This is a genomic window from Listeria cornellensis FSL F6-0969, assembly GCF_000525855.1.
Taxonomy (GTDB): domain Bacteria; phylum Bacillota; class Bacilli; order Lactobacillales; family Listeriaceae; genus Listeria_A; species Listeria_A cornellensis.
The window spans coordinates 12,810-38,191 of record NZ_AODE01000009.1; the positions used below are offsets into that span (position 1 = coordinate 12,810).

At 44.0% G+C, this 25,382-nt stretch carries 21 protein-coding genes and 4 pseudogenes; 20 read left to right on the top strand and 5 right to left on the bottom strand.

All coding sequences use genetic code 11. The features are described from left to right. Positions 1–10 precede the first annotated feature (10 nt). Positions 11–1,273, top strand: coding sequence for a phosphoribosylamine--glycine ligase (gene purD, locus PCORN_RS03510; RefSeq protein WP_036077608.1), 1,263 nt, complete (start codon positions 11–13; stop codon positions 1,271–1,273). Between the two features lie 60 nt (positions 1,274–1,333). On the opposite strand, the gene PCORN_RS03515 is transcribed toward purD, so the two are convergent. Together PCORN_RS03515 and PCORN_RS20715 are read right to left on the bottom strand one after the other, a co-directional pair. Continuing rightward, positions 1,334–2,788 (bottom strand): DUF2207 family protein, encoded by a 1,455-nt coding sequence (locus tag PCORN_RS03515; RefSeq protein ID WP_077913769.1) that lies wholly within the window; start codon positions 2,786–2,788, stop codon positions 1,334–1,336. Next, the gene (locus tag PCORN_RS20715; RefSeq protein ID WP_036077612.1) at positions 2,772–3,182 is read right to left on the bottom strand and encodes a DUF2207 domain-containing protein; all 411 of its coding nucleotides are present in this window, start codon (positions 3,180–3,182) and stop codon (positions 2,772–2,774) included. Before PCORN_RS20715 ends, PCORN_RS03515 begins: the two co-directional genes overlap by 17 nt. A 127-nt stretch (positions 3,183–3,309) precedes the next feature. Between PCORN_RS20715 and PCORN_RS03525 the strand changes: the two are divergent. After that, positions 3,310–3,604: pseudogene (locus PCORN_RS03525) on the top strand (YerC/YecD family TrpR-related protein). A 41-nt stretch (positions 3,605–3,645) separates the two neighbouring features. Here the strand turns inward: PCORN_RS03525 and PCORN_RS03530 are convergent. Continuing rightward, positions 3,646–4,997: pseudogene (locus PCORN_RS03530) on the bottom strand (sodium-dependent transporter); the annotation flags it as partial. Positions 4,998–5,452: 455 nt separating this feature from the next. Here PCORN_RS03530 and pcrB point away from each other — a divergent pair. The 16 genes and pseudogenes from pcrB to PCORN_RS03610 all read left to right on the top strand — a co-directional run bounded on the left by pcrB (position 5,453) and on the right by PCORN_RS03610 (position 22,455). Beyond that, positions 5,453–6,118, top strand: coding sequence for a heptaprenylglyceryl phosphate synthase (gene pcrB, locus PCORN_RS03535; protein WP_036077614.1), 666 nt, complete (start codon positions 5,453–5,455; stop codon positions 6,116–6,118). 71 nt (positions 6,119–6,189) lie between these two features. Then, positions 6,190–8,385 (top strand): DNA helicase PcrA, encoded by a 2,196-nt coding sequence (gene pcrA, locus PCORN_RS03540; protein WP_036077616.1) that lies wholly within the window; start codon positions 6,190–6,192, stop codon positions 8,383–8,385. A gap of 14 nt (positions 8,386–8,399) precedes the next feature. Next, positions 8,400–10,416: pseudogene (gene ligA / locus PCORN_RS03545) on the top strand (NAD-dependent DNA ligase LigA). After that, a pseudogene (locus tag PCORN_RS03550) lies at positions 10,413–11,533 on the top strand (CamS family sex pheromone protein). The pseudogenes ligA and PCORN_RS03550 overlap by 4 nt, the downstream one beginning before the upstream one ends. Positions 11,534–11,600: 67 nt before the next feature. Then, positions 11,601–11,894, top strand: coding sequence for an Asp-tRNA(Asn)/Glu-tRNA(Gln) amidotransferase subunit GatC (gene gatC / locus PCORN_RS03555; RefSeq protein ID WP_036077618.1), 294 nt, complete (start codon positions 11,601–11,603; stop codon positions 11,892–11,894). 26 nt (positions 11,895–11,920) lie between these two features. Continuing rightward, positions 11,921–13,372 carry an Asp-tRNA(Asn)/Glu-tRNA(Gln) amidotransferase subunit GatA gene (gene gatA, locus PCORN_RS03560; RefSeq protein WP_036077620.1) on the top strand — a complete coding sequence of 484 codons (1,452 nt, stop codon included), beginning with the start codon at positions 11,921–11,923 and terminating at the stop codon, positions 13,370–13,372. Positions 13,373–13,387: 15 nt separating this feature from the next. Beyond that, positions 13,388–14,818, top strand: a complete 1,431-nt coding sequence (gatB, locus tag PCORN_RS03565) for an Asp-tRNA(Asn)/Glu-tRNA(Gln) amidotransferase subunit GatB (protein ID WP_036077624.1) — start codon at positions 13,388–13,390, stop codon at positions 14,816–14,818. Positions 14,819–14,992: 174 nt separating this feature from the next. Beyond that, entirely contained in the window at positions 14,993–15,934 is a 942-nt protein-coding gene (locus PCORN_RS03570; protein WP_036077626.1) for a diacylglycerol kinase, read from the top strand. Positions 15,935–16,108: 174 nt separating this feature from the next. Beyond that, positions 16,109–16,807 carry a hypothetical protein gene (locus PCORN_RS03575; protein WP_036077628.1) on the top strand — a complete coding sequence of 233 codons (699 nt, stop codon included), beginning with the start codon at positions 16,109–16,111 and terminating at the stop codon, positions 16,805–16,807. Positions 16,808–16,936: 129 nt separating this feature from the next. Continuing rightward, positions 16,937–18,298, top strand: coding sequence for a 23S rRNA (uracil(1939)-C(5))-methyltransferase RlmD (rlmD, locus tag PCORN_RS03580; RefSeq protein WP_036077631.1), 1,362 nt, complete (start codon positions 16,937–16,939; stop codon positions 18,296–18,298). Positions 18,299–18,371: 73 nt separating this feature from the next. Further along, positions 18,372–18,971: a YdeI/OmpD-associated family protein gene (locus PCORN_RS03585; protein WP_036077634.1), complete on the top strand. Its 600-nt coding sequence runs from the start codon at positions 18,372–18,374 to the stop codon at positions 18,969–18,971. A 24-nt stretch (positions 18,972–18,995) separates the two neighbouring features. After that, positions 18,996–19,349: a hypothetical protein gene (locus PCORN_RS03590; RefSeq protein WP_036077636.1), complete on the top strand. Its 354-nt coding sequence runs from the start codon at positions 18,996–18,998 to the stop codon at positions 19,347–19,349. A gap of 152 nt (positions 19,350–19,501) precedes the next feature. After that, positions 19,502–19,642, top strand: a complete 141-nt coding sequence (locus tag PCORN_RS19225) for a hypothetical protein (protein ID WP_159102522.1) — start codon at positions 19,502–19,504, stop codon at positions 19,640–19,642. A gap of 106 nt (positions 19,643–19,748) precedes the next feature. Further along, on the top strand, positions 19,749–20,006 hold the full coding sequence (locus tag PCORN_RS03600) for a hypothetical protein (protein WP_036077640.1): 258 nt from the start codon (positions 19,749–19,751) through the stop codon (positions 20,004–20,006). A gap of 186 nt (positions 20,007–20,192) precedes the next feature. Then, on the top strand, positions 20,193–21,098 hold the full coding sequence (locus PCORN_RS03605; protein ID WP_036077643.1) for an acetamidase/formamidase family protein: 906 nt from the start codon (positions 20,193–20,195) through the stop codon (positions 21,096–21,098). Between the two features lies 1 nt (position 21,099). After that, positions 21,100–22,455 carry an APC family permease gene (locus PCORN_RS03610; RefSeq protein ID WP_036077644.1) on the top strand — a complete coding sequence of 452 codons (1,356 nt, stop codon included), beginning with the start codon at positions 21,100–21,102 and terminating at the stop codon, positions 22,453–22,455. Here PCORN_RS03610 and PCORN_RS03615 read toward each other — a convergent pair. Both PCORN_RS03615 and PCORN_RS03620 read right to left on the bottom strand, forming a co-directional pair. After that, positions 22,367–23,932 (bottom strand): sodium:solute symporter family protein, encoded by a 1,566-nt coding sequence (locus PCORN_RS03615; RefSeq protein ID WP_077913770.1) that lies wholly within the window; start codon positions 23,930–23,932, stop codon positions 22,367–22,369. The genes PCORN_RS03610 and PCORN_RS03615 overlap by 89 nt on opposite strands. Continuing rightward, positions 23,929–24,120 (bottom strand): DUF3311 domain-containing protein, encoded by a 192-nt coding sequence (locus PCORN_RS03620; protein ID WP_036077647.1) that lies wholly within the window; start codon positions 24,118–24,120, stop codon positions 23,929–23,931. The genes PCORN_RS03615 and PCORN_RS03620 overlap by 4 nt, the downstream gene beginning before the upstream one ends. A 156-nt stretch (positions 24,121–24,276) precedes the next feature. On the opposite strand from PCORN_RS03620, the gene PCORN_RS03625 reads away from it, so the two are divergent. Together PCORN_RS03625 and PCORN_RS03630 are read left to right on the top strand one after the other, a co-directional pair. After that, entirely contained in the window at positions 24,277–24,837 is a 561-nt protein-coding gene (locus PCORN_RS03625; RefSeq protein ID WP_036077649.1) for a hypothetical protein, read from the top strand. A 110-nt stretch (positions 24,838–24,947) separates the two neighbouring features. Then, positions 24,948–25,298 (top strand): hypothetical protein, encoded by a 351-nt coding sequence (locus tag PCORN_RS03630; protein ID WP_036077651.1) that lies wholly within the window; start codon positions 24,948–24,950, stop codon positions 25,296–25,298. Positions 25,299–25,382 lie beyond the last annotated feature (84 nt).

Consider the following 25,382-nt stretch of genomic DNA (forward strand, 5'->3'; position numbering starts at 1 on the left):
GGTTAGTGCGATGAAAATTTTAGTTGTCGGAAGCGGTGGTCGTGAGCATGCGATCAGTAAGAAATTGCTTGAAAGTAGTGACGTGGAAACGGTATTTTGCGCGCCTGGAAATGATGGGATGCTAGGCGATGGCATTGAAACGTGTACTATTTCGGAAACAGATGCGGCGGCTTTGATTGCTTTTGCGAAAGAGAAGGCGGTAGATTGGGTTATTGTCGGTCCAGAAGTGCCGCTACTAAACGGTTTGGTTGATGATTTTGAAGAGGCGGGAATAAAAGCATTTGGACCATCGAAAAAGGCGGCTTTGATTGAGGGCAGTAAGGATTTTGCGAAACAGTTCATGAAAAAATATGCGATCCCTACAGCTGATTCAGAGTCGTTTACGGATTATGAGAAAGCCTATCTATACTTGCAAGAAAAAGGCGTGCCGATCGTGATTAAAGCGGACGGTTTGGCGGCTGGAAAAGGTGTCGTGGTCGCTTTTGATATGGAAGAAGCCATACTTGCTCTAAAAGATATGATGTTGGATAGTAAGTTTGGAGAAGCATCGGCAAAAGTGGTGATTGAGGACTTTTTAGATGGTGAGGAATTCTCTTTGATGGCTTTTGTGCGCGGTGAAAAAGTGTATCCGATGGCGATTGCGCAAGATCATAAACGGGCATATGAAGGCGATAAAGGGCCAAATACGGGTGGAATGGGTGCGTATTCGCCTGTACCGCACATAGCGCAAACGATTGTCGATGAAGCTATTCAGAAAATTTTATTTCCAGCGGCAAAAGGGATGGTCGCAGAGGGGCGTTCGTTTTCTGGCATTTTGTATGCAGGTTTAATCGTGACCGAAGATGGGCCGAAAGTGATTGAGTTTAATGCGCGCTTCGGAGATCCTGAGACGCAGGTGGTGTTGCCACGCTTGAAATCTGATTTTGCGAAGGTGATGGATGCTTTGTTGCATGATCAAGAACCGGTGTTGGAATGGGAACCGGAAGGGGTCACGCTTGGCGTTGTCTTGGCGAGTGCAGGATATCCTGAGGAATACGCGAAAGGCAATGTGATTACTGGCCTTGCGGATGTAGCGGCTGAGGTTTTCCATGCGGGAACGAAGCGTGCGGATGATGGCGATGCTTTCTTATCTAATGGTGGCCGCGTGTTGCTCGTATCAGCGACGGCGGAATCGATGACAGAGGCTCAAACGCAGCTTTATAAAGAAATGAAAAAGCTTGATAACCCAGATTTCTTTTATCGGATGGATATTGGGACGAAGGCTGTGAAATAAGAAAAAAACGTGTAGTATACCTCAAGATTTTGAGATGTACTGCACGTTTTTTTGTTTGGATTAAAAGGCACCGCCACCTGAGCCTCCGCCGCCTCCACCACTGGAGCCGCCGCTGAATCCACCGCCGCTACCGCTACTGGAGGATGAGCTGCTTGCCAATGCGCCACTAAAGGAGCTTTCGAAGGAACTTTGGAAGCTTTCGGCAAATGCTGTGTCCATATTAGCATGATTCATACTGCCGAGCATTGCGCCACCGTAATAATAGTATAGCAATCCAGAATGCTGTTGTACTTGTTCTGGTGTGAAGTGAATCGATGCTGCTTTTAGAACTTCTTTTGTTAGGCCAAGCGAAATCGAATAGGAAAGATAATGATCCCAAATCGCGATAGATCCAACGTCTGCGATATCCATATTTCCAACGTCTTTAATATAGTGCTTAAAAGCGTGCCATTTCGCGAATTCTTCCGCGCCTTCTTGGTTTTTAATAGGAAACTGAGTGACCCAAAAGATAATTAGGACAACGAAGGCAACAATGCTGATAATGCAAGCGAATAAGGAGAAAATGCTTGTGAAAATACTGAAGATGACAATGCCAATACCGATCAAAATACTGGCGGTCAAACAACCAACGAGGAGTTTAGTTGCCTTGGAGCTAGCTGCTGTATCGAAATACTCATATTTTGTTGCTTCATTGTTCACACCATTTTTCCAACTTGTGAACGAACTTGTAAAGGCCGTTTTATTTTTCTTTGCGTAGGAATTGATTTCTTTTAATGTAACTTTTTCACCATCACCAATCTTATCAATAAGCCATGTGATTAATCTTGTCTCGTGTTGTAAAAGTGCCATTGGAGAGGGAACTGGTAATTTCATGATGGTATATGTGGCCTTTTTCTTGTTGCCTGAAACGTGTGAAAGTTCTTCTATGGTGAGCTGCCGTTTGCGAACTAAGTCCATAATCGTTGCGACGATATCGTTTGTGCCAGTTTTCATGAAAATAAGTTTATTCATGACAGCAGGGGACATGTCGAGCGGAATATCATGGAAATATTTATCTTTGAAAACTGTTACCTTTGATTTTGTGTATTTTACATAGGTAAGAATGATTGTAAGGATGACGAGTAGCAAAATAAGCAAACTGCCACCATAAAAAATGGTTTTTGCGAGTGTTCGCTTAAAATTGGCTTGCTCGGCGAGTTTAGCTTCCTGTGCTTGGACGGCTGCTTTTTTATCGACGGCTTGAATATTTTGATTGAATGGTACGACATTGTTCGGAAAAATAACGTGCGCTTCGACAAATTGACCAGCTTTGACGTTATCGGCGGTTAGCTTCACGGTTTTATTATCTTGTAGCGAAACTGTTCCGTCGAGCGGTCCGTGCGCCCATGCTTGAAGTTCACCATTCTGCGTTGCTTTTGGGAGCATAATTGTGATAGCCACATGATCCAGGTTTTCTTCCCAGTTCTTTCCGACCAGCTTGCGATTGAATTCTGCAGTATCATTGTAATTGATAATCGCGTTTTTTTAACGTATAGGTGTAGGTGAAATCTTTCGCTGCCGTATCTGTTGGGGAGTAGACCCGAATTTTCAATGTATCGCCAACATAATTCGCTTTAAAAGTACCAGTGTGTTCTGAGTCACTGCTAACAAAAGGTTCACCATCAACAGCTACTTGTAAATCCGTAATCTGTGGAAGTCCAGACGTATCAATATCCATCGTGGCTCCATTAAATGCGCCATCGAAATCATAGCGGACATTTTCGGTAATTCTTGCTGTTCCATTTTGCTGAATCTGGACATAGTTTTCATACTTTGGTATTGTAAAGGAGCGATCCGCCGAGACTGGCAGATGGAATGTTACGAGAATCATGAATAAGAGTGAGAAAAATAAGATAACTTTTGCTTTCATGTGTAGACCTCCTTTTTATAGGATTAGTATAGCATGTTCGCGTGGCTTTTTGAACCTTCTTGTTGTGTTATTCACACCAGTGCGTTAAAATGGTAAAGAAGAGTCTGAGTAAAATGGAGGTATACGCATGCAAATAGAAAAACTGCGTGGTGAAGGTCTAGATACGTTTTTTTAAAGGGATCTTGGCACTGGAGAATTTAGAAGAATGTTATGCTTTCTTCGATGATGTATGCACAGTAAATGAAATTCAATCGATGTCGCAACGTTTTCAAGTGGCTAGAATGCTACATGACGGCAAGACGTATAATGTTATTGAAGCAGAAACCGGCGCCAGCACGGCAACGATTTCACGCGTAAAACGGTCTCTAAATTACGGGAACGACATGTACGAAGTGGTTTTTGATCGAATGAAGGATAAATAAGTTACAAGAAGCGTTCTGATTTGGAGCGCTTTTTGTTTTTTTAAAAAAGGCAAGATTCCAATTGCGTATAGGAAAACCAGTATAATCGCGAGGGGTGCGATGTATTTTAGCAAGAACAACCAGATGATGAAGAACTTTTTCCCAAATCGGCTACTTGTTGTAAATTCGTCCCATAGCAGTTGACGTGGTAGGCGGAATCCAACGAAAATGGCTGTAAATAAGGCGCCTAATGGCAGAATGATGTTAGATGCTAAATAATCAGAAGCAGTAAATATCGTCATGCCAAAAATGGTGACATGATGCCAAAATACCAAAGCTTAGCGCTGCTGGAATAGTGAGTAAGAAAATGAAGCTCCCCATAATCCAAGGTGCCAATTTACGGCCTCCTAATCGTTTCATAAATGGCGCTGTTGCTGTTTCAAGTAAGGAAAAGCTAGATGATAGCGCGGCGAAAAAGAACAGGATTAAGAACACGATAAAGAAGAAAGTTCCGAATGGTAGCTGGTTGAAAATGGAGGGGAGTATCACGAATAGGATACCCGGTCCCATATTCGGCACAATACCGAACGAAAATACTGCAGGAAAAATGGCGAGCCCAACAAAGAGCGATATAATGATGCTTAAAATGGCGACAGATGCAGAGGCGCCAGGAATGCTTGTTTTGCGATTTAAATAGGAACCATACGTGACCATGACAGAAATCCCGACGCTGAGTGAGAAGAAAGCCTGACCAAGGATAATAATGATGGTTTTACTGTCAATTTTTGAAAAATCAGGACGTAGAAAATAGTGAAGCCCGTCCAATGCGTTAGGTAGCGTCAAGGATCGAATAATTAGAATAATAAAAAGAATGAATAGAGCAGGAAGGATAACTTTACTTGTTCGCTCGATTCCAGCACGAACGCCTTGTGTTACAATGAGTACATTTAATAGAAGGAAGATACCAGTTCCGGCAATAGCAATCGCTGTATTGGCTGTTACTAAATCAAATTGAAGCGAAAGTTGCGCTTGATTGCCATGACTGACAGAGCCACTAATTGCCTTGACAAGATAGCCGAGGATCCAACCACCGACGACTCCGTAAAAAGCGAGAACTAAGATGGCGCCGAAAACCCCCATTTTTCCAAGCAAATTCCAATGTGTGCCAGGTGCGAGAACTTTGTACGCTGTGATAGCATCGCTTTGAGAGCTGCGACCAATAATGAATTCACCAATCAAAATGGGTAGGACAACTAAAAAAAGTAAGGGCTGTAAACAAAAGAAAGAATGCGCCGCCGCCTGCAGTGGAAGCGATATAGGGTAATTTCCAAATAGCACCGATTCCTATGGCGGAACCAGCAGAAGCTAAAACGAATCCTAATTTCGAACTCCATTGTTCTCTATTTCTATTCATCGACGACTTCCTTTCATATCAAAAAAGACTGGGACATAACTCGAAATAAGGAGAAAATGCCTAACCCATTGTGGAGGGGAAGGATGAAAACGTCACTTGATATAAATCGAGCACTTACTGTCAACTTATCTGAGTTATATACCAGACTCCTATCGCGATAGGATCTAATTTTATAGGTTTATCATAGCACAGAATATTTCTGATTGCATCCTCTTTTTGGGAAAAGTTAAAGATTTTCATAAAAGCGTCTAGGAAGTGGTGCGGGAGCTGCTCAAAAATGGTATACTTATAGGTGGCGCGTGACGCGACAAACGCCTATCTCCGTCGTTAAAGTCTGTGCTTCGGTGCTCATGTACAGTCGTACACTCCGCTCCGATGCCCGACTTTGCCTAGGATCTAGACATTTGTCGCGCCACGCTAGTTCGTAGGGAATTCGTGGATGGAGGGGCTTTATTGTGAGACATTTATTTAAGTTGGATCCTGCGAAGTGTCTGCCGGATGGGGCTGTGGATCGGTTGGTTCGGTCTGGTACGGATGGTTTTATTATCGGAGGATCGGATGGATTGCGGATGGATGCGGTGCAGGGCTTGTTTCGGGATTTTGCGAGTCGGGGATTGCCGGTTTTTATGGAGGTTAGTGATGAGGCGATGATTGTGCCTGGTGCGAGCCAATATTTAATTCCGATGGTGCTGAATACGACGGATGTGAAGTGGTTGCTCGGTGCGCATCATGGGATTGTCAAGCAGTATGGTGACTTTATTCCGTGGCCGCATGTTTTGGTGGAAGGGTATTGTATTTTAAATCCGGATGCAAAGGCGGCGCAACTGGCGAAGGCGAATACGGATTTGACGGAAAGTGATGTTGCGGCTTATGCGAGTATTGCGGAAAATATGCTGCGATTACCAGTTTTTTATGTCGAGTATAGTGGTGTTTTTGGTGATAGTCGAATGCTTCAAGCGGCGCGGAATGAGCTTGCGAACACGAAGCTTTGGTACGGCGGTGGCATCAGAACGGTCGCCGAGGCACGTGAAATGAGTGAAATCGCGGATGTGATTATTGTCGGTAATATTTTGTATGAAGATTTTGAGCAGGCGTTGGAAACGGTGAGTGCGGTAAGGTAATATCACTTGCTTTCGGTTGCTTAAAAAGTTAAAATAAGAACAAATGTTTGTATTGGCGGTGTGAGGATAAAATGCAATTAAATGCGGAAGATTTAGTAAAAGGATTGAATCCACAACAGAAGAAGGCGGTCGAAGCAACAGAGGGACCTCTTTTGATTATGGCTGGGGCAGGAAGTGGGAAGACGCGTGTTTTGACGCATCGTATCGCTTACTTGATGAAAGAGCGTGGTGTGAATCCCTATAATATTTTGGCGATTACGTTTACGAATAAGGCGGCGCGTGAGATGAAAGCGCGTGTTGGCAATTTGCTTGGACCAGAAGCGGAATCGATTTGGATTTCGACGTTTCACTCGATGTGCGTGCGAATTTTGCGCCGGGATATTGAGCGGATTGGATTTAACCGCAATTTTACGATTTTGGATGGCGGGGACCAACTTTCGGTTATTAAGGGCATTTTAAAAGATAAGAACGTGGATGCGAAGAAGTTTGAGCCTCGTGGTATTTTGGCGGCGATTAGTAATGCGAAGAACGAGCTGATGAACGCGGAGGAGTACAAGAAGGAAGCATTTGGATTTTTTGACCAAATGGTTGCGGATGTGTACGTGGAATATGAGAAGAAACTGAAAAAGAACCAGTCGCTTGATTTCGATGATTTGATTATGGTGACGATTCAATTGTTTGAACGTGTGCCGGACGTGTTGGAGTTTTATCAGCGGAAGTTTCAGTATATTCATGTGGATGAGTATCAAGATACGAACCATGCGCAATATATTTTAGTGAAATTACTGGCGGCGCGATTCCGTAATCTCTGTGTTGTTGGGGATTCGGATCAGTCGATTTATGGCTGGCGAGGTGCGGATATTACGAACATCATGTCGTTTGAGAAGGATTATCCGAATGCGCAGACGATTTTGTTAGAAGAGAATTATCGGTCGACGAAGCGGATTTTGGAAGCTGCGAACCGCGTAATTGAGAACAATAGTAATCGGAAAGCCAAGAATCTTTGGACGAATAATGATGAAGGTAAGAAAATTTTCTATCACAAGGCGCTCACGGAGAAAGAAGAAGCTTCGTACGTTGTTGGGAAAATTCAAGAGGTAGTCAAGGAGACGAATCGTCCACTATCTGATTTCGCGATACTTTATCGGACGAATGCGCAGTCGCGTGTGATGGAGGAATTCTTCATGAAGTCGAATATGGCGTACCAGATGGTTGGCGGCACGAAGTTCTATGATCGTAAGGAGATCAAGGATGTGCTGGCTTACTTACGTCTGATTTCGAACAATGATGATGATATTAGTTTAGCGCGGATTATTAATGTGCCAAAACGTGGTGTCGGAGCGGGTTCGATGGATAAAGTGGCGAATACGGCAGCGGCCTATGATTTGACGATTTTTGAAGTGCTGGATCGGATCGAGATGGTCGGGTTATCGGCGAAGATTTCGAAACAATTGGTGGAATTTCATGATTTGATTAAAGGCTTCACGCAAATGCAGGATTATTTGTCGGTGACGGAGCTGGTGGAGCAGGTTCTTGAGAAATCGGGATATCGTGCGATGCTGGAAAACGAACGGACGATTGAGGCACAGACGCGTTTGGAGAATATTGATGAGTTCTTATCTGTGACGCAAAACTTTGAAAAGGAAAGCGATGATAAGACGCTGATTAGCTTTTTGACGGATTTGGCGCTTGTTGCTGATGTGGATAAGTTGGATGAAGAGGACAAGTCTCGTGGCGCGGTGACGCTCATGACGCTACACTCGGCGAAAGGTTTGGAGTTCCCCGTTGTCTTTTTAGTGGGACTTGAGGAAGGGATTTTCCCACATAGTCGAGCGCTTTTTGAGGAAGATGAGATGGAAGAGGAACGTCGATTGGCGTATGTTGGTATCACGCGTGCGGAAGAGGAACTGTATATGACGAGTGCCTTTTCGCGGATGTTATATGGTCGTTCGACGGCGAACAAGGAATCACGTTTTATTGATGAAATTCCAAATGATTTGATTGAAATGGCGCATGAGAATAGTTTGACGGAAGTGCCGTTTGCCAAATCATCTATGCATAGCAAATCGGTGGTTGGTTATAGTTCGTCTGGCGCTGAGAAAGAGGCGTGGACGGTTGGCGACAAGGCGAGTCATAAGAAATGGGGCATCGGAACGGTTGTCAGCGTAAAAGGAACAGGAAGTAACATGGAGCTCGATATCGCTTTTCCGAGTCCAACTGGAGTAAAACGATTGCTGGCGGAATTTGCGCCTGTGGAAAAAGTATAAGTAGGTGAAGCGAAATGGCTGAAAGAGAACGTTATGAAGAATTAATAAAGGAACTGGAGCGGCTAAGTTATGAATACTATGTCGCGGATAACCCAATGTCCCCGGATTCCCTCTATGATCAACTTTTGCATGAATTGATTGCTTTGGAGGAAAAAAATCCGGATTGGGTGACGCCAGAATCGCCGTCGCAGCGTGTTGGTGGGGAAGTGCTTGCTGGTTTTCAGAAGGTGGCGCATGAAACACCGATGCTTAGCCTTGGCAATGCGTTTAGCCACGAGGATTTGCAAGACTTTGACCGTCGTGTGCGTGAGAAAGTGGGCGAGGACGTGGCTTACATGTGCGAACTCAAAATTGATGGTTTAGCGGTTTCTTTGCAATATGAAGCAGGGAAGTATAAGCGCGGGGCAACACGTGGTGACGGAACGGTGGGCGAGGATATCACATCGAATTTAAGAACCATTCGATCGATTCCGATGACGCTGCAAGAACCGTTCACGATTGAAGTCCGCGGAGAAGCGTTCATGCCAAAGCAGTCATTTCAAAAACTGAACGAAAAACGAGAAGAAGATGGCTTGGAGGTCTTTGCGAATCCGCGTAATGCGGCGGCAGGGTCTTTGCGTCAATTAGATACAAAGATTGCAGCATCGCGAAACCTTGATATTTTCTTATATGCGGTTGCCGATTTCGGTGACATGGGCGTTGCGACGCATAGTGAAGGCCTGGCGCGGTTAGAGAAATTAGGCTTAAAGGTGAATAAAGAACGCCGGTTGTGCCAGTCTTTAGAAGAAATTTTTTGCGTATATTGAGGAATGGACGGCAGCTCGTTCAGGACTTGCGTATGACATCGATGGGATTGTCATCAAGGTGGACAGCCTGGAACAGCAACGGGCGCTGGGCTTCACCGCGAAGTCACCACGTTGGTCAATTGCTTATAAATTTCCAGCCGAAGAAGTCGCCACAAAACTGCTAGGTATCGAACTTGGCATCGGGCGTACTGGCGTCGTGACCCCGACCGCGATTTTAGAACCAGTTCGTGTAGCCGGAACAACGGTTGGCCGGGCATCACTTCATAATGAGGACTTGATTCGCGATCGAGATATCCGGATTGGTGACACCGTTTTGATTAAAAAAGCGGGCGACATCATTCCAGAGGTGATTCGCGTGGTTGAGGAAGATCGGACGGAGGAACAAGTGCCCTATCACATGCCGACGCATTGTCCGACGTGTGAGAGTGAGCTGGTTCGTTTAGAAGGCGAGGTTGCTTTGCGCTGTATTAATCCAAAGTGCCCAGCTCAGCTAAAAGAAGGCCTGATTCACTTTGTTTCCCGTAATGCGATGAACATTGATGGTTTAGGCGAAAAAGTAGTGGTTCAGCTTTTCGAACAGAAATTAATTACAGATGTGGCAGATTTGTTTTTCCTTTCGGGTGAAAAACTGGTAGAATTAGAGCGGATGGGCGAGAAGTCCGTTCAGAACTTACTAGCTTCTATTGATAAAAGCCGCGAGAATTCTTTGGAGAAACTGCTATTTGGCCTTGGTATTCGGCATGTGGGCGCGAAGGCAGCGAAGGTTCTAGCGCAGTACTTTGAGACAATGGACGCGCTTCGTATCGCTGAAAAAGAAGCTTTGATTGAGGTGCCTGATATTGGTGAAAAGATGGCAGACTCAATTGTTGCTTATTTTGAGAATGAAGAAGTGCATGATTTGTTAGCGAAGTTGGAGAAGGCCGAAGTAAACATGATTTATACAGGTCCAAAACTGGAATTGATGCCAGAAGAAGCGCTTGTTTTTGCGAATCAGAAGGTTGTTTTAACAGGGAAATTAGAACATCTGAAACGTGAGGAAGCGAAGGCGTTGATTGAAAGTTTAGGAGGAAATGTGACGGGGAGCGTAAGTAAGAATACGGATGTTGTTGTGGCAGGAAGTGAGGCTGGCTCCAAATTGGCAAAAGCTGAAGAACTAGGGATAGCCATATGGAGTGAGCAAAAATTAATGGAATATTTACCAGATGAAGGTGGTCAAAACAAATGAAAAAATTACTAGTCGTTTCCCTCAGCACCGCTCTTTTACTTGCAGGATGTGCCCCGAGCCTCAATTCGGATGAACAGGTTGTACAGAAAAAAGACACGAAGCAAGCGGAAACAGGTATCATGACAAAAAATCAGATTTCCGCGGATTATTATAAAACGGTTTTGCCGTATAAGGCCAGTAAATCGCGTGGATTAGTCGTTTCGAATATTAACTCACGCTATGACATCAACGAGTTGGAGTCTGGCTTGATGCGGGTTTCACAAAAAAGCTACTCGCCAGATGACTATCTTTTTCAAGAGGGGCAATATTTGACGTCGGAAACATTGACGAAATGGTTGGATCGTTCGAGTGATAAGAATAAAGACGGTCTGAACCCGAAAGATAATGGCAAGAGTGATGAACAGCGTGCTCCGATTTATTTGGCGCATATTTTAGAACAAGATTACTTGAAGAAAACGGATAAGAATACGGTTGGACTTGGCGGTATTTCGATTGCTTTGGCGATGAATTCTGTGGATTATTATCAGAAGGAAAAGTTCGGCGCGACATTTGAACAAAATATTTCTGATAGCACGTTGTTGACACAAGGAAAAGAAATGGCGGCGACTGTGTTGAACCGGATTCGGGCGACAAAAGGCTTGGATTCTGTACCAGTCACGATTGCGATTTATAAACAAGGGAAGCGTGACGGCGTTGTTCCAGGTAACTTTATTGCTTCTACAACTGCGGATGGCGCAAGCTTGGCAAATGGAAAACTATCGATGAGAAGAGTTATGTCTTGCCGTCTGCGGATGCGAAATCGGATCATAAAACGGATAACACATCATTTGAAGATTTTAAAGCCGATATTGAGAAATATTATCCGAACTATACAGGTGTCGTTGGACGTGCTCGTTATGAGGACGGCGAGATGGCAGATTTAAATATCGATATCCCGCTACAATTTTACGGAGAAGCCGAAATTATTGGATTTACGCAGTATGTGACTGATTTACTCGGAAAACATCTCTCGACAAATGCGGCAATTCAGGTTAATATTACTACAACTGATGGAACTGCGGCTCTGATTACGCGTAAAGCGAATGATGATACACCAACAGCGCACATCTTTGACTAAATTATTTTTAGAAGGTGAGCACTGAGGAATTCGGTGCTTCCTTCCAATTTATAAAGGAGGAAAAATTTTGACAACTATTTCAAAAGAAACAGTAGAGCGAGTGGCGAACTTGGCGCGTTTAGAAGTGAGTGATCAAGAGGCGGAAAACTTTGCGAAACAATTAGGGAACATCATTCATATGGTGGAGAAATTAGATGAGCTGGATACGGCGAATGTGGAGCCAACGTCGCACGCGATTGAAGTATCCAATGTGTTACGTGAAGATGCATCAATTGCCGGTTTACCGCGCGAAGAAGTACTAAAAAATGCGCCAGATAAACAAGACGGCATGTTTAAAGTACCGACAATTATGGAAGACTAATTCAGACAAATCAGGAGGGAATTAATTTGGGATTATTTGAGCATTCAGTAAAAGACTTACATGAAAAGCTTGTGAAAAAAGAAATCGCGCCATACGATCTTGTGAAAGAATCATTTGACCGCATTGATGCTGTTGAGGATAAAGTGAAATCGTTCATTACGTTAAACCGTGATAAGGCGCTCGACGTGGCGGAAGAACTTGGGGATGCTGGGATTGACCCGAATAATATGCTAGCTGGCCTTCCAATCGGGATTAAGGATAACATTGTGACGAAAAATCTGCGCACGACTGCTGCTAGTAAAATTTTGGAGAACTTTGATCCGATTTATGATGCGACGGTTATGCAAAAATTAAAAGCCGCGCAAACAATCAATATCGGAAAAGTGAACTTGGATGAGTTTGCGATGGGTTCATCAACCGAGAACTCTTATTTCCAAACAACGACGAATCCGTGGAATTTAAACAAAGTACCTGGTGGTTCTTCGGGTGGTAGTGCTGCAAGTGTTGCCGCTGGTGAAGTATTATTTTCATTGGGATCAGATACTGGTGGTTCGATTCGTCAGCCTGCTGCATTCTGTGGTGTTGTTGGGATGAAACCTACATATGGCCGCGTTTCCCGTTATGGTTTAATCGCCTTTGCTTCATCGCTTGATCAAATTGGACCAATTACGCGTACGGTGGAAGATAATGCGTACTTGTTAGAAGCTATTTCTGGTGTGGATCCGTATGACTCGACGTCTATCGATCAACCAGTAGAGAACTTCGCTGCTCATTTGACAGGGGATATTAAAGGCTTGCGCATCGGTGTACCGAAAGAATATATCGGTGAGGGCGTGGAACCAGGCGTGAAAGAAGCGGTTCTAAAAGCATTGAAAACATTAGAAGACTTGGGCGCGACATGGGATGAAGTGTCATTACCTCACTCTGAATATGGCGTTGCGAGTTATTATATTTTAGCATCTAGTGAAGCATCTTCTAACCTTGCACGTTTTGATGGCGTCCGTTACGGTTACCGTTCACCAAATGCGCACACATTAGAAGAACTCTACAAAAAATCACGTGCAGAAGGCTTTGGTGATGAGGTTAAACGCCGTATCATGCTTGGAACTTTCGCATTAAGCTCGGGTTACTACGATGCTTACTACAAAAAAGGGCAACAAGCGCGTACGTTGATCAAGCAAGATTTCGCGAATGTATTTAAGGATTACGATGTTATTATCGGTCCAAGTGCGCCAACTGTCGCGTTTGATATCGGTGGTTTGATTCATGATCCAATCACGATGTATCTAAATGACTTGTTGACGATTCCAATTAACTTGGCTGGACTTCCGGCGATTTCGGTTCCTTGTGGATTTTCAGAAGATATGCCAGTCGGCTTGCAAGTGATTGGTAACTACTTCGATGAAAAAACGATTTACCGTGTCGCACATGCGTTTGAACAAGCTACAGAATTCCATAAAGAAAAACCAAGTTTATAAGGGAGGGCGAGACATATGAATTTTGAAACAGTAATCGGACTTGAGGTCCATGTAGAATTGAAAACAGAATCCAAAATCTTTTCGCCGGCACCTGCTCATTTTGGCGCTGAACCGAATACAAATACACATGTGGTCGACCTTGGGATGCCAGGCGTGCTACCAGTTTTGAATAAAAAAGCAGTAGAATATGGTATGAAAGCAGCGATGGCGATCAACTGTGAAATCGCAGAACATACGAAATTCGATCGCAAAAACTACTTCTATCCAGATAATCCGAAAGCCTACCAAATTTCACAATTCGATAAACCAATCGGCGAACATGGTTGGATTGACGTGGAAGTAAATGGCGAAAAGAAACGTATCGGTGTCACACGCCTTCATTTAGAAGAAGATGCAGGAAAAAATACGCATACATCGCACGGTTACTCACTTGTGGATCTTAACCGTCAAGGTACGCCGCTTATTGAAATCGTGTCTGAGCCAGATATGCGTTCAGCTGATGAGGCCTATGCTTACCTTGAAAAAATCAAATCGATCATCCAATACACAGGTGTTTCTGATGTGAAAATGGAAGAGGGATCGATGCGTTGTGATGCGAATATCTCGATTCGTCCAGTTGGTCAAGAAGAATTCGGCGTGAAAACCGAGCTTAAGAACTTGAACTCATTCACCAACGTGCGTAAAGGTATCGAATATGAAATCAAACGTCAAGCGGAAGTTTTGATGGCTGGTGGTATTATTGAACAAGAAACGCGCCGTTTTGAAGAAGCAACTGGGAAAACGACGTTGATGCGTATTAAAGAAGGTTCGGACGATTATCGTTATTTCCCAGAGCCGGATTTGGTAGATTTATATATTGATGACGCTTGGAAAGAACGCATTCGTGCTGAAATTCCAGAGCTTCCAGATAAACGCCAAGCGCGCTATGTAGCTGATCTTGGTCTCCCAGCATATGACGCGATGGTACTGACGCTAACAAAAGAGATGTCCGATTTCTTTGAAGCAACAATCGTAAAAGGTGCCGATGCAAAACAAGCTTCTAACTGGTTAATGGGTGAAGTTTCTGCGTATCTAAATGCGGAACAACAAGAGCTTGTAGATACGAAATTAACACCTGAAAACCTAGCAGGCATGATTGGACTTATTGAAAAAGGCACGATTTCTTCCAAAATTGCGAAGAAAGTTTTCCGTGAGTTGATTATGAACGGCGGAGATGCGGAGGAAGTCGTGAAAGCGAAAGGTCTTATTCAAATTTCTGACGCTGGCGAACTAAGAGGTATTATTTCTGGTATCCTTGACCAAAACGAGCAATCTGTGACCGATTTCAAAAACGGAAAAGATCGCGCGGTTGGGTTCCTTGTTGGACAAGTCATGAAAGCGACAAAAGGCCAAGCTAATCCAACGATGGTAAACGAAATTTTAGTCGATGAAATGAACAAACGCTAAATAGTATACGGAAGTTACTGGGAGCATGATGGATGCAGCTCCTAGTAACTTTATTTGCGTATTGCTTATCTTCAAAATGGGTTTTTGAGTAGTAATTTGGTATAATAGTAAGTATTCGGGGCTGTGACAAATGTAGAAATTTGTGTTCAGATTTGAGAGGACGGAGAATATACTATGCAAAAACGAGCGCGGGTGATCTACAACCCAACATCAGGGCGAGAGATTATTAAGAAAAACCTGGCTGATGTGCTGACAATATTGGAGAATGCAGGATATATAACGAGCTCCCATGCGACGACACCAGCAGAAAATGATGCGAAAAATGAGGCGCGAAAAGCTGTGGAGGATCGCTATGATTTAGTCGTTGCGGCAGGCGGTGATGGTACGATTAATGAGGTTATTAATGGTATCGCAGAGCAGGACTACCGGCCGAAAGTAGGGATTATCCCGACTGGCACGACAAATGATTTTGCACGGGCGTTGAAGATTCCACGGGATGTGATTAAAGCGACAGAGATCATTGCAAAAGGTGCTAGCGTCGCGATGGATATTGGGAAAGCGAACGACACATATTTTATTAACATTGGCGGTGGTGGACGGATTACCGAGCTGACGTATGATGTTCCGAGTCGCTTGAAAACGATGCTTGGTCAGTTAGCATACTATCTAAAAGGCATTGAAATGTTGCCATCACTCAAGCCAACGCCAGTGAAGGTCGAGTATGACGATGGTATTTTTGAAGGGGAGGCAATGTTTTTCTTGCTCGGACTTACCAATTCGATCGGCGGTTTTGAGAAAATTGCACCAGATGCGAAATTAGATGATGGCCAATTCTCACTGATTATCGTGAAAAAAGTGAACTTGGCAGAGTTTATTCGTTTGGTGACACTGGCTTTGCGAGGCGATCATATTAAGGAGCCGAACGTGATCTATGTGAAGTCTGAGAAGATCATTGTGCATTCGGATGAACAGATGCTAATCAATTTGGACGGTGAACTTGGTGGGGAAACACCGATGACTTTCCAAAACTTGAAGCAACATATTTCCTTCTTTGCAAACGTGGCAGATATTCCAGCATCGGACTTAAATAATAAACAAATGGAAATGATGGATTAGTAAACAAATATACAAGTCGAATGCCTCGTCTATGCGAAGGAGGCATTCGGCTTTTGTAATATATTCCGGAAATAACGTAATCTTTGTAAAGAACTTGTATTAATCCGTAAAATGCGATATAATGGTGAAAGCTGTTATGACACAGTTAGAAACAAGGAAGAAGGTGTTTGCGACTTGAAAAGCAGTCGTGTAAGCCGTTTTATTATTGGTTTGTTGGCATGCATAGCCATCGGGGGTGCAGCCTTTCTTATATTTTGGAATGTGCAGGCGGAAGAAGTGATGCCTGAGGTTGATCAAGCGAAATTAATGGATAGTAATAGAACGTGGATTAAGACGAACACAAGCATTGCGATTGGGCCGAATCTGGTTGTTCCTATCAAAGGGGATAGTACGGTAACGAGCATCGCAAGCAATGGCGATTTAATCCTCGATACAACGAATAAAGCCGTTTTAACAAAAATGGCCAAAGTGGATTCGAAATATCAAGCGATGGATCGTTTCCGAGTTAGAATTTTTGCGAATAAGGTATCAACGGTGATGAATCCGGCGACATTTCAGTATACGAATGATAAAGTGGATGGCTTTTTGACGAGCTATTCGATTTTGAATGGAACCTTGGATAAAACGGCGGGTAAAAGCTTTGGACTTACAGCAAAAGCGGGGACAACAATGCAACTCAATAAGAAGCTAGAAACGATTTATTCTAGCGGTCTTGCTGAGAAAGTTGCGCCAATTTTGGGTATTAATCCGAAGATATCGAGTCAGTATTTAGAAGATGAATTTAATGTTACGACTGGTGAAACTGTGACCGCCTATCCTAGACAGGTAGAATATCAGTTTAGCGTGGAGAAGACGTCGTTTGCCTTTTTTTAAAGGAGATAGCGATGAGGAGATTACGCAACCAGTTGGATTGGAATATGTGATTAAGGAAAAAAGATAGGTGTGCACCTATCTTTTTTTTGGTATAATGTGAAGAGTCTAGATATAAGAGGGAGGGCAAATATGGGTGCTCCAGTGAGTAAGAATGAGTGTATTGATGTTGTTTTTGAGGATTTAACGCACGATGGCAATGCTGTCGCGAAGATAGATGGTTATCCGATTTTTGTGCCACAGGGTTTGCCGGAAGAGATGGCGCGGATTAAGGTTATTAAGACGAATAAGAACTACGGATTTGGCAAAATTATCGAGTTGACGAAGGAAAGTGTGGATCGGGTGACGCCGCCTTGTGTTGTTTATTCGCAGTGTGGTGGTTGTCAGTTGCAGCATTTGAGTTATGACGGGCAATTACGTGTGAAGCAGAAACAAGTGGCACAAGTGATGAAGCGGATTGGGAAACAGGATGTCGAGGTATTGCCGACGCTTGGTATGGGGGAGCCTTGGCGTTACCGGAATAAGGCGCAAGTTCCAGTTGGGTTTGTGAATGGGAAATTGGTCGCGGGATTTTATCAGCAGCGCTCGCATCAGATTATTGACATGGATACGTGTTTGATCCAGCATGAGCAAAATGATGCGGCGATTCAGATAGCGCGTGGTGTTTTTGCGAAGTATCATATCGAACCGTATGATGAAACGACGCGAAAAGGTGTGTTGCGCCATTTGATGACGCGTTTTGCGACAACGACGGGGGAATTGATGCTTGTGATGGTGACAACGAAGCCGAATTTTCCAAATAAGGAGCAGATTGTGGCGGAGTTGCAGACGGCGATTCCTGGTTTGACATCGCTTGTTCAGAATGTGAATGCGGCGAATACAAATGTGATTTTTGGTGATCGTACGGATGTTTTATGGGGCCGTGAGTATATTATGGACACGATTCACGGGATTTCTTTTGCGATTTCGGCGCGGTCGTTTTATCAGGTGAATCCGGAGCAAACGGAGGTTTTGTATGCAAAAGCGCTGCGTTTGGCGGAACTTACGGGTGAGGAAACGGTGATTGATGCGTATTGCGGGATTGGTTCGATATCGCTTTGCTTGGCGAAAGAGGCGAAACGGGTATACGGTGTGGAGATTGTGCCGCAAGCGATTGAAGACGCGCGCGCGAATGCTCAATTGAACAAGATGGATAATGTCACGTTTGAAGTTGGGAAAGCCGAAGAGGTGATTCCAACTTGGTTTAAAGAAGGTATCGTGGCAGACGTGCTCGTTGTTGATCCACCGCGCAAAGGTTGCGATGAAGCCTTACTTGAAACGATTTTGAAAATGAAACCGAAACGGGTCGTGTATGTGTCGTGTAATCCATCAACATTAGCGCGGGATATGTTGGTGTTGACGGATGGTGGTTACGAGGCAAAAGTTGTTCAGCCTGTTGACATGTTCCCTCATACCACGCATGTGGAGTGTGTGACGGTGTTAACGCTTATATAAAGTTGCAAGTCCTCCTAAATTAAGTTAAAATAACACTTGATACGAAAAGAATTTTAGAGTGAGGTGTTCTTTGATGGCAGCAGGTGAAATGACGCCTAAAGTGGATGAGTACTTGGGCAAAGCGAAGAGGTATAAGGACGAATTTGCAGAATTGAGAAGAATAGCGCTGGAATGTGGCTTAACAGAAGATATTAAATGGAAAAATATTTGTTTCATGTCCGAGGGCAAGAATGTTTTTTTGGTACATGGTTTTAAGGAGTATTTTGCAGTTTTATTTATGAAGGGTGTGCTGTTTAAGGATCCGAAGGCTATTTTAATTCAGCAAACGCCGAATGTGCAGTCGGCGCGTCAGATTCGGTTCACGAGTTTGGAGCAGGTTGTGGAGATGGAGCCGATTATTAAGGCATACATGGAGGAAGCAATTGCCATTGAGAAATCGGGGGTGGAAGTGGAATTTAAGAAGCAGGAGGAAGTAGGAATTCCGGAAGAGTTGCAGCAGAAATTCGATGAAATGCCGGCTTTTAAAGAGGCTTTTGAGGGATTGACTCCGGGACGTCAGCGAGCATATATTCTGTTCTTTGCGACGCCGAAACAAGCGAAAACGCGGGAGTCGCGGATTGAGAAGAATGTGGACCGGATTATGGATGGCATTGGGTTGAACGATCGCTTTTAATAGATACTTGAGGAGGCTACAAAAATGAAAAAGTTATTCGATGAAACGCATGAATCGGAGGCTCGTTATTATCGCACGGTTTGGTATGGTTATGTAGAAGGGGATCTAGACGTGGCGCTGCAAGAAACTATCGTGTCGACGGTGCAAACGGATCTGACGCAAAAATCAGAGAATGCACCAACTGCGACGCATTGGGTATTTTATGGTGGCGCTACGAGTAAGGATGCGATTGGCGACACGGTTCGACCTTCGTTGATGATTCGCTACCGTGATGGCGAGTTTGTTAGTAATTATAGCATGAGTGATTTTGATTTTGTGATTGCTTTTGATAAGATTACCGCTTTTAAAGAGAAGTTAGATAAAGAACTAAACGCGTAGGAGTGTAGATTTTGTGATTACAGTTAGTCAATTGTTTTGGTTTGTGCTCGTGGCTTTAGTCTCGCATGTCTTTGATTTCATACCGAAAAGTAAAGGGCGGGCGTGGATTACGATGCTTGTTCTGGCGCTGCGCATTTACTGGGCGATTTTTTTTGCTAGGAATGGGTGTTCAGGCGACGGTTATCTTGGTTGCTTTTGAGATGATCACGGTGTTTATTGCCGCGATTTATACGGCTGCGACTAAGGATGAGCGCGTGAGTTATAAAGTGAGCGCGTACTTTTCAAAAAAATAAAGCGTGTAACACTGTACGAAATTTTGTACGGTGTTTTTTTTGTTGGACATGTTTATTTTTGTGTGAAAGTGGCTATATACATATAATTAGTGAGGGGTGATGGTACATGCGGGAACTTCATTTTCAGGAAAAGATGGATGGCTTTCACATTCGATTAGTGTCCGAGAGTACGAAGATGTATACGCACATTACAATCATTGCTAGAAATGATGCTGGGGAAGGTTTTCAGCATAGTACGAAATACATGACATTCTTTTTACACCCAGAGATCATGTTAGGGCGCGCTACAAAGGTGTTTAATCGTAAAAATCCTTATGGTATCACGTTCGATTGGACACAGAAAGCAGATATTATATTGGAATAAAAGAGAAGGATTAGTCGCAAAAGCTATACGCCGATTTTAGAAGTGACGGCATAGAATAATAAGCTAGACATGGATGTGCGTATTCTGTGTCTAGTTTGTATGTTCGCAATTGTCAAAAATCTACATTGACAAACGGCGAATTTAGCTATAAGATAGATGCATTCAAGTGGAAAGGGTGACATAGAAATGGTACAGATAATTAAAAAAGGCGCGCCGATTTATGCGATGGACAAAGCGAATCAAGCAATTGCAACAGCCAAAGACGGTGACCGACTCATTTTTGAAGCATATGATTGTTTTGAGGACCAAATTACGGATGAACATGGTGCATTTGAGAAGTTGGACTGGAATCGGATTAATCCTGCGACTGGGCCTGTTTATGTGGAAGGCGCGGAGGTTGGTGATATTCTCGCGGTGACGATTGAGAAATTGGATATCGGTGACACGGCGACGTTATTTACAGGGTCTGATTCGGGCGTGATGGGTGATGAGTTGACGGAAAATACGATTCGCCGTCTTCCGATTGAAAATGGCGCGATTAAGTTTTCAGAAAAGATAGATATACCGCTGAATATGATGATTGGTGTGATTGGGACGGCGCCAGCTGGGGATGCGGTTTCATGTGGAACGCCAAACGCGCATGGTGGAAACATGGATTGTAAGGAGATTGGCGAAGGAACGACGCTATTTTTACCGGTGAACGTGGCAGGTGCTTTGCTTGCGATGGGCGATTGTCATGCGGCGATGGGAGATGGTGAAGTTTCGGTTTGTGGAGCGGAAGTGCCTTGCGATATTACGGTGACGGTGAAAGTTATCAAAAATAAGGATTGGCCGACGCCGTTTTTAATTCGTGATGGGAAGCTAGCGACGATTGCTTCTGCGAAAACATTAGACGAGGCAAGCGTGATGGCGACGAAACAGATGGTTCATTTTGTGGAGCAATACACGGATTTGTCCAAAGGAAACGCTGTGCATTTACTATCTCTTGCAGCCGATTTGCGGGTCTGCCAAATTGTTGATCCGAATAAAACGGCGCGAATGGAATTACCACTTACGTATCTTACAAAATGGAGCACAGGGGAGCTGAACTAACATGACACAACCTGAAAAAGGGAGTTTGGAGTCTTTTGGCTACAAGCAGGAATTAAAGAGAACATTAACATTGAAAGATTTAGTTATTTACGGCCTGATTTTTATGGTCCCGATTGCCCCGTTCGGCATATACGGGGAAGTAGTAACGGCATCAAAGGGAATGATCGTACTTACATATATGATCGGTATGGTCGCGATGTTGTTTACAGCGCTTAGTTATGGCTCGATGTCGCGGGCTTTTCCAATCGCTGGTTCGGTGTACGCCTATGCGCAGCGTGGCATTAACAAAACAGTCGGATTTCTCGCAGGTTGGATGATTTTGCTGGATTACGTTTTTGTACCCGCGCTACTCTATGTGGTCTCGGCGAATTCGTTAAAAGCGATTGTGCCTGATGTGCCGGTTTGGATTTGGCTGGTGATCTTTATTTTGGTGAACAGTTGGATTAATATTCGCGGGATTGCGTTTACGGCGCGGGCGAACATTATTTTCCTTGTCGGTGAATTGATTGTTTTGGCTATCTTTATTGCGGTTGGTGTTGTCGCGATTTCGAATGGCGTGGGTGATGGCGTGACGATGAAACCGATTTATAATGCCGCCGATTTTAACTTGCCGTTTGTAATGACTGCGGTTTCGGTCGCGGTGCTTAGTTTCCTAGGTTTTGATGGCATTAGTACGCTTGCCGAGGAAACGAAAGGTGGCAATAAGACGGTCGGAAAAGCGATTTTGTGGGCGCTGATGTTGGTCGGATTCTTGTTTATCATTCAGACGTACATTGCGGCGTTGATTCATCCGGATTATCTCAATTTTGACAATATTGACACCGCGTTCTATCAAATTGCGGGAGAAGCAGGCGGGCCGTTCTTGAAAAATGTAACGATTATCGCAACGATTCTTTCGTGGGGCTTCGCGAACGCACTCGCAGCACAGGCCGCTATTTCACGGATTCTATTCGGAATGGCGCGCGATCAGAACTTACCTAAGTTCCTTGCAAAAGTGCATCCTCGTTTCCAGACGCCATATTTGAGCACGTTGATGGTTGGTTTTGTATCGTTGGTTGTCGGACTTGTGTTCGTAAACGATATCGGGATTCTATCATCGATCGTTAACTGCGGGGCGTTGACGGCGTTTCTGGTGATTCACGTCTCGGTAGTTTATCACTACATTATCAAAATGAAATCGAAAAACTACCTGCTACATTTGGTGGTGCCGGTGATTGGTTTCTTGATTATTCTGTACGTAATGATTAATCTGGATAACTTGGCCAAAATCATTGGTATTTCATGGCTTGCGGTGGGGGTTGTGTATTACACGATTCTGCGCTTGACGAAAAAGAAAACGACGATTGATATGGAATAGATACAAAAAACGCAGACAGCTTTTTTAAGCCATCTGCGTTTTTTTTGCGTGTTAGTAAGCTCACGATTAGTGTCACGATGATGTTTGCGATTAGAGGCAGGAAGCCAATGTTGATATCGCTAATTGCGGTTGGAACGTTTGGAAGTAGTGTCGCGAGTGTCATACTGTAGTTACTGATGAAAATCGTAATCAAGATACCGACGATAATTCCAGCGAGCGCGCCTTGCTTTGTCACTGGGTTACGCTTCATTAGACTGGCGAATAGCGACGGGCAAAGCTGTACAATCAAGCTATAGCCGACTTGTAGAATCGCAGCTAAGGCATTTCCTCCTTGAAAAACGAATAGACAGGAAATAATCGCGAGAACTGGGACGCAAAACTTGGATAGGCTTGCAATTTTAGCGTCGGATGTGTCGGGTTTATAGCTGTAAATGATGTTTTTTGTCAGCAAGGTCGCAGCGCTCATGAGGAGCATCGATCCTGGAACAAGGGCAGTGAGCATGCCTGCAGCACCAATGATACCAACAAACCACGGGTCGAATGTCTTCATCGCGAGTTGTAATAAGGCAAGATCGCTCGCGTCACCTTCAAGTCCTGGAACCTGCAAAACAGCGGTAAGTCCGATAAAAATCACAAATAAGAGCATTAATGTATAGATGGGACTGATAATCGCATTTTTACGGAAGGTTCGGGCGTTTTTGGCAGTGAAGGTGGACGCAAAAACTTGTGGCCACATGTAGAAACCGAGTACATAAAACAGGACGGTCGAGATAAACCAAGTCACGGTATATGTTGTATGCGGAAACGTGAGTAGTTCGGGTTTTACCGCCGCAATTTGGTCGAACATTTGGCCGATACCGCCGTAATAATGAACCGGCAAGTAGATGCCCATGAAGACAATAACCGCCAGAATCATGAAGTCTTTCAGGACCGCAATCCAAGCGATGCCGCGAATACCGGAAATCACGGAATAAATAATAATCGCGATGGTTCCAACAACGACAGCAACTTTCATTGGAATCGCGCCGTAAGATGTAAGCGAAACGATGATGCCGAGTCCTTTTAATTGGATGACGACAATCGGAATAATCGCGATGACACCAACGACCGCGACAACCACGCCGAGCAGATTACTGTTGTATTTTTTCGCGAAAAAGTCGGACTGGGAAACGAGTCGGTGTTCGTGTGCATATTTCCAAATGAGTGGTAATAAAAAGTAGGACGTGACGTAAGATAAGGCGATGTAAACCATGACGTAGACTGCAGATATCCCTTTGGAGTATGCCCAGCCGCTTCCGCCGAGAAAGGAGAACGTGGTGTATACTTCGCCTGCTGTGAGTAGAAATACGAAGACGGTGTTGAAACTGCGTCCGCCGACTGCCCAGTTTTCTAGGTTCATTTTCTGTTTTTGGCGTGCCCTGATTCCGATGACTAAGGTAAGTAGGAAAAAAGCCGTTAAAATGAGGAGTGCGGTCATTGTTCTTCCCCCTTATTTTGTTTATCGAAATGATAGACGATGCCTAGGATGCAGGTGGAGAGTAGGATTCCCGCGGCAACCCAGAATAGATTGAACGGTATGCCAAGCACCATCGGCTGGATTCGGTTGGCAAAGGGCATTCCGACTAATATAAAAATAAATGGAATAATGAGTAGCAACTTAACCATGATATAATCCCTCTTTCCCTAATTGAAAACTGCTTTCATCTTACAATACTGTGCGTTTTTTTTTCAATGGGGAATGGCTTTTATTTTCGGGTTAGCTTTGGTAGAATAGGATTGTATAAAGAATCACAAATAAAGCGTGAAGAGGAGACGAATAGAATGGCAATTGACATGTATTTTGATAATCCGGAAGTTGGGCCGGACCGCAAGACGAGCCATCCGCATTTTGTGGCGCATTTTAAATCGGATTTTTATTTCGATTGTGGAGACGAGGAAGCGCCGTTTGGCAGTGATGAGGGTGCTGATGTATTGGTCGCGCTGGAGGAGTTTTTTCAGGATAAGGAAGTGGAGGGGATTAGTTTATCGGATTTTCCGCGGTATATTGTGGAGGACCAGTGGGGCGTGACGTATTTTGCTCCGAAAGATATGGATGAGGGATCGCTTGCTAAGTTGGTTGCGGCGAGTGAGCACGATGTTTGGCAGTCGGATCAAGTGGTTCTGGCAACGGCGTTTGGGCAAATCAAAATAACGGGGTATATTATTCCTGCGCTCAAAGACATGGCGCATGATGCCCTTGGTCGGATGAAAGCGATGAATGACTTGTTGGGGCATGAGGACGAATTCGGTTATTATGACAAAATGTTGTATGATTTGATGACGTTTGATAAGACATATGTATCCGTGTTGCCAGATCTTTGGTGTAAGAGATGTCAGATGTAAACGGGGAATGACATCATTTCTGGGGGAGCTTCTTTAGTATAATTAGGAAACATAAAAAATTGACTTACCCTATTAAGTAGGGTATACTAAAAGAAAGCGAGACGAAGAATATGCATCTAACCAGAGAATTTGTTTACGTTGATGAGTTTGATAGTAGCACCAAGAAAGTAGGATTTACGAGCGAAGATTACTATAATGTTGAGCAGATACTGTTGTCTGAACCTAAGAAAGGCGTTTTTTTGAAGGATACGAATGGACTTAGGAAATTTCGTTATTCTAAGATAGATGCTAAAGGTGGCAAGAGTGGTGGATTTCGGATTTTTTATGTGGATATCGAGAGCAATCATTTGATTCTGCTGATAACATTGATAAATAAGCGCGAGGCAGATAACCTTACGGACGCACAGCGCAAACAACTCGGCACGTTTGTGTCTCCATTGAAGGAATTATATCTTGAATGAGGAGTGATGAACATGACAGAATTATTTGATTCTCTAGAAAGAGGATTGAAACAAGCAGTTGCTCACGCGGATAATACGAAAAAA

Bases quoted from the DNA above. Each gene is read 5' to 3' on its own strand.
- PCORN_RS03620 (WP_036077647.1), bottom strand. From the start codon at position 24,120: ATGGTTAAGTTGCTACTCATTATTCCATTTATTTTTATATTAGTCGGA.
- purD (WP_036077608.1), top strand. From the start codon at position 11: ATGAAAATTTTAGTTGTCGGAAGCGGTGGTCGTGAGCATGCGATCAGT.
- pcrA (WP_036077616.1), top strand. From the start codon at position 6,190: ATGCAATTAAATGCGGAAGATTTAGTAAAAGGATTGAATCCACAACAG.
- PCORN_RS03615 (WP_077913770.1), bottom strand. From the start codon at position 23,932: ATGACCGCACTCCTCATTTTAACGGCTTTTTTCCTACTTACCTTAGTC.
- rlmD (WP_036077631.1), top strand. From the start codon at position 16,937: ATGGGTGCTCCAGTGAGTAAGAATGAGTGTATTGATGTTGTTTTTGAG.
- PCORN_RS03630 (WP_036077651.1), top strand. From the start codon at position 24,948: ATGCATCTAACCAGAGAATTTGTTTACGTTGATGAGTTTGATAGTAGC.
- PCORN_RS20715 (WP_036077612.1), bottom strand. From the start codon at position 3,182: ATGAAAGCAAAAGTTATCTTATTTTTCTCACTCTTATTCATGATTCTC.
- PCORN_RS03570 (WP_036077626.1), top strand. From the start codon at position 14,993: ATGCAAAAACGAGCGCGGGTGATCTACAACCCAACATCAGGGCGAGAG.
- PCORN_RS03585 (WP_036077634.1), top strand. From the start codon at position 18,372: ATGGCAGCAGGTGAAATGACGCCTAAAGTGGATGAGTACTTGGGCAAA.
- PCORN_RS03610 (WP_036077644.1), top strand. From the start codon at position 21,100: ATGACACAACCTGAAAAAGGGAGTTTGGAGTCTTTTGGCTACAAGCAG.
- gatB (WP_036077624.1), top strand. From the start codon at position 13,388: ATGAATTTTGAAACAGTAATCGGACTTGAGGTCCATGTAGAATTGAAA.
- PCORN_RS03625 (WP_036077649.1), top strand. From the start codon at position 24,277: ATGGCAATTGACATGTATTTTGATAATCCGGAAGTTGGGCCGGACCGC.
- PCORN_RS03605 (WP_036077643.1), top strand. From the start codon at position 20,193: ATGGTACAGATAATTAAAAAAGGCGCGCCGATTTATGCGATGGACAAA.
- PCORN_RS03600 (WP_036077640.1), top strand. From the start codon at position 19,749: ATGCGGGAACTTCATTTTCAGGAAAAGATGGATGGCTTTCACATTCGA.
- PCORN_RS03590 (WP_036077636.1), top strand. From the start codon at position 18,996: ATGAAAAAGTTATTCGATGAAACGCATGAATCGGAGGCTCGTTATTAT.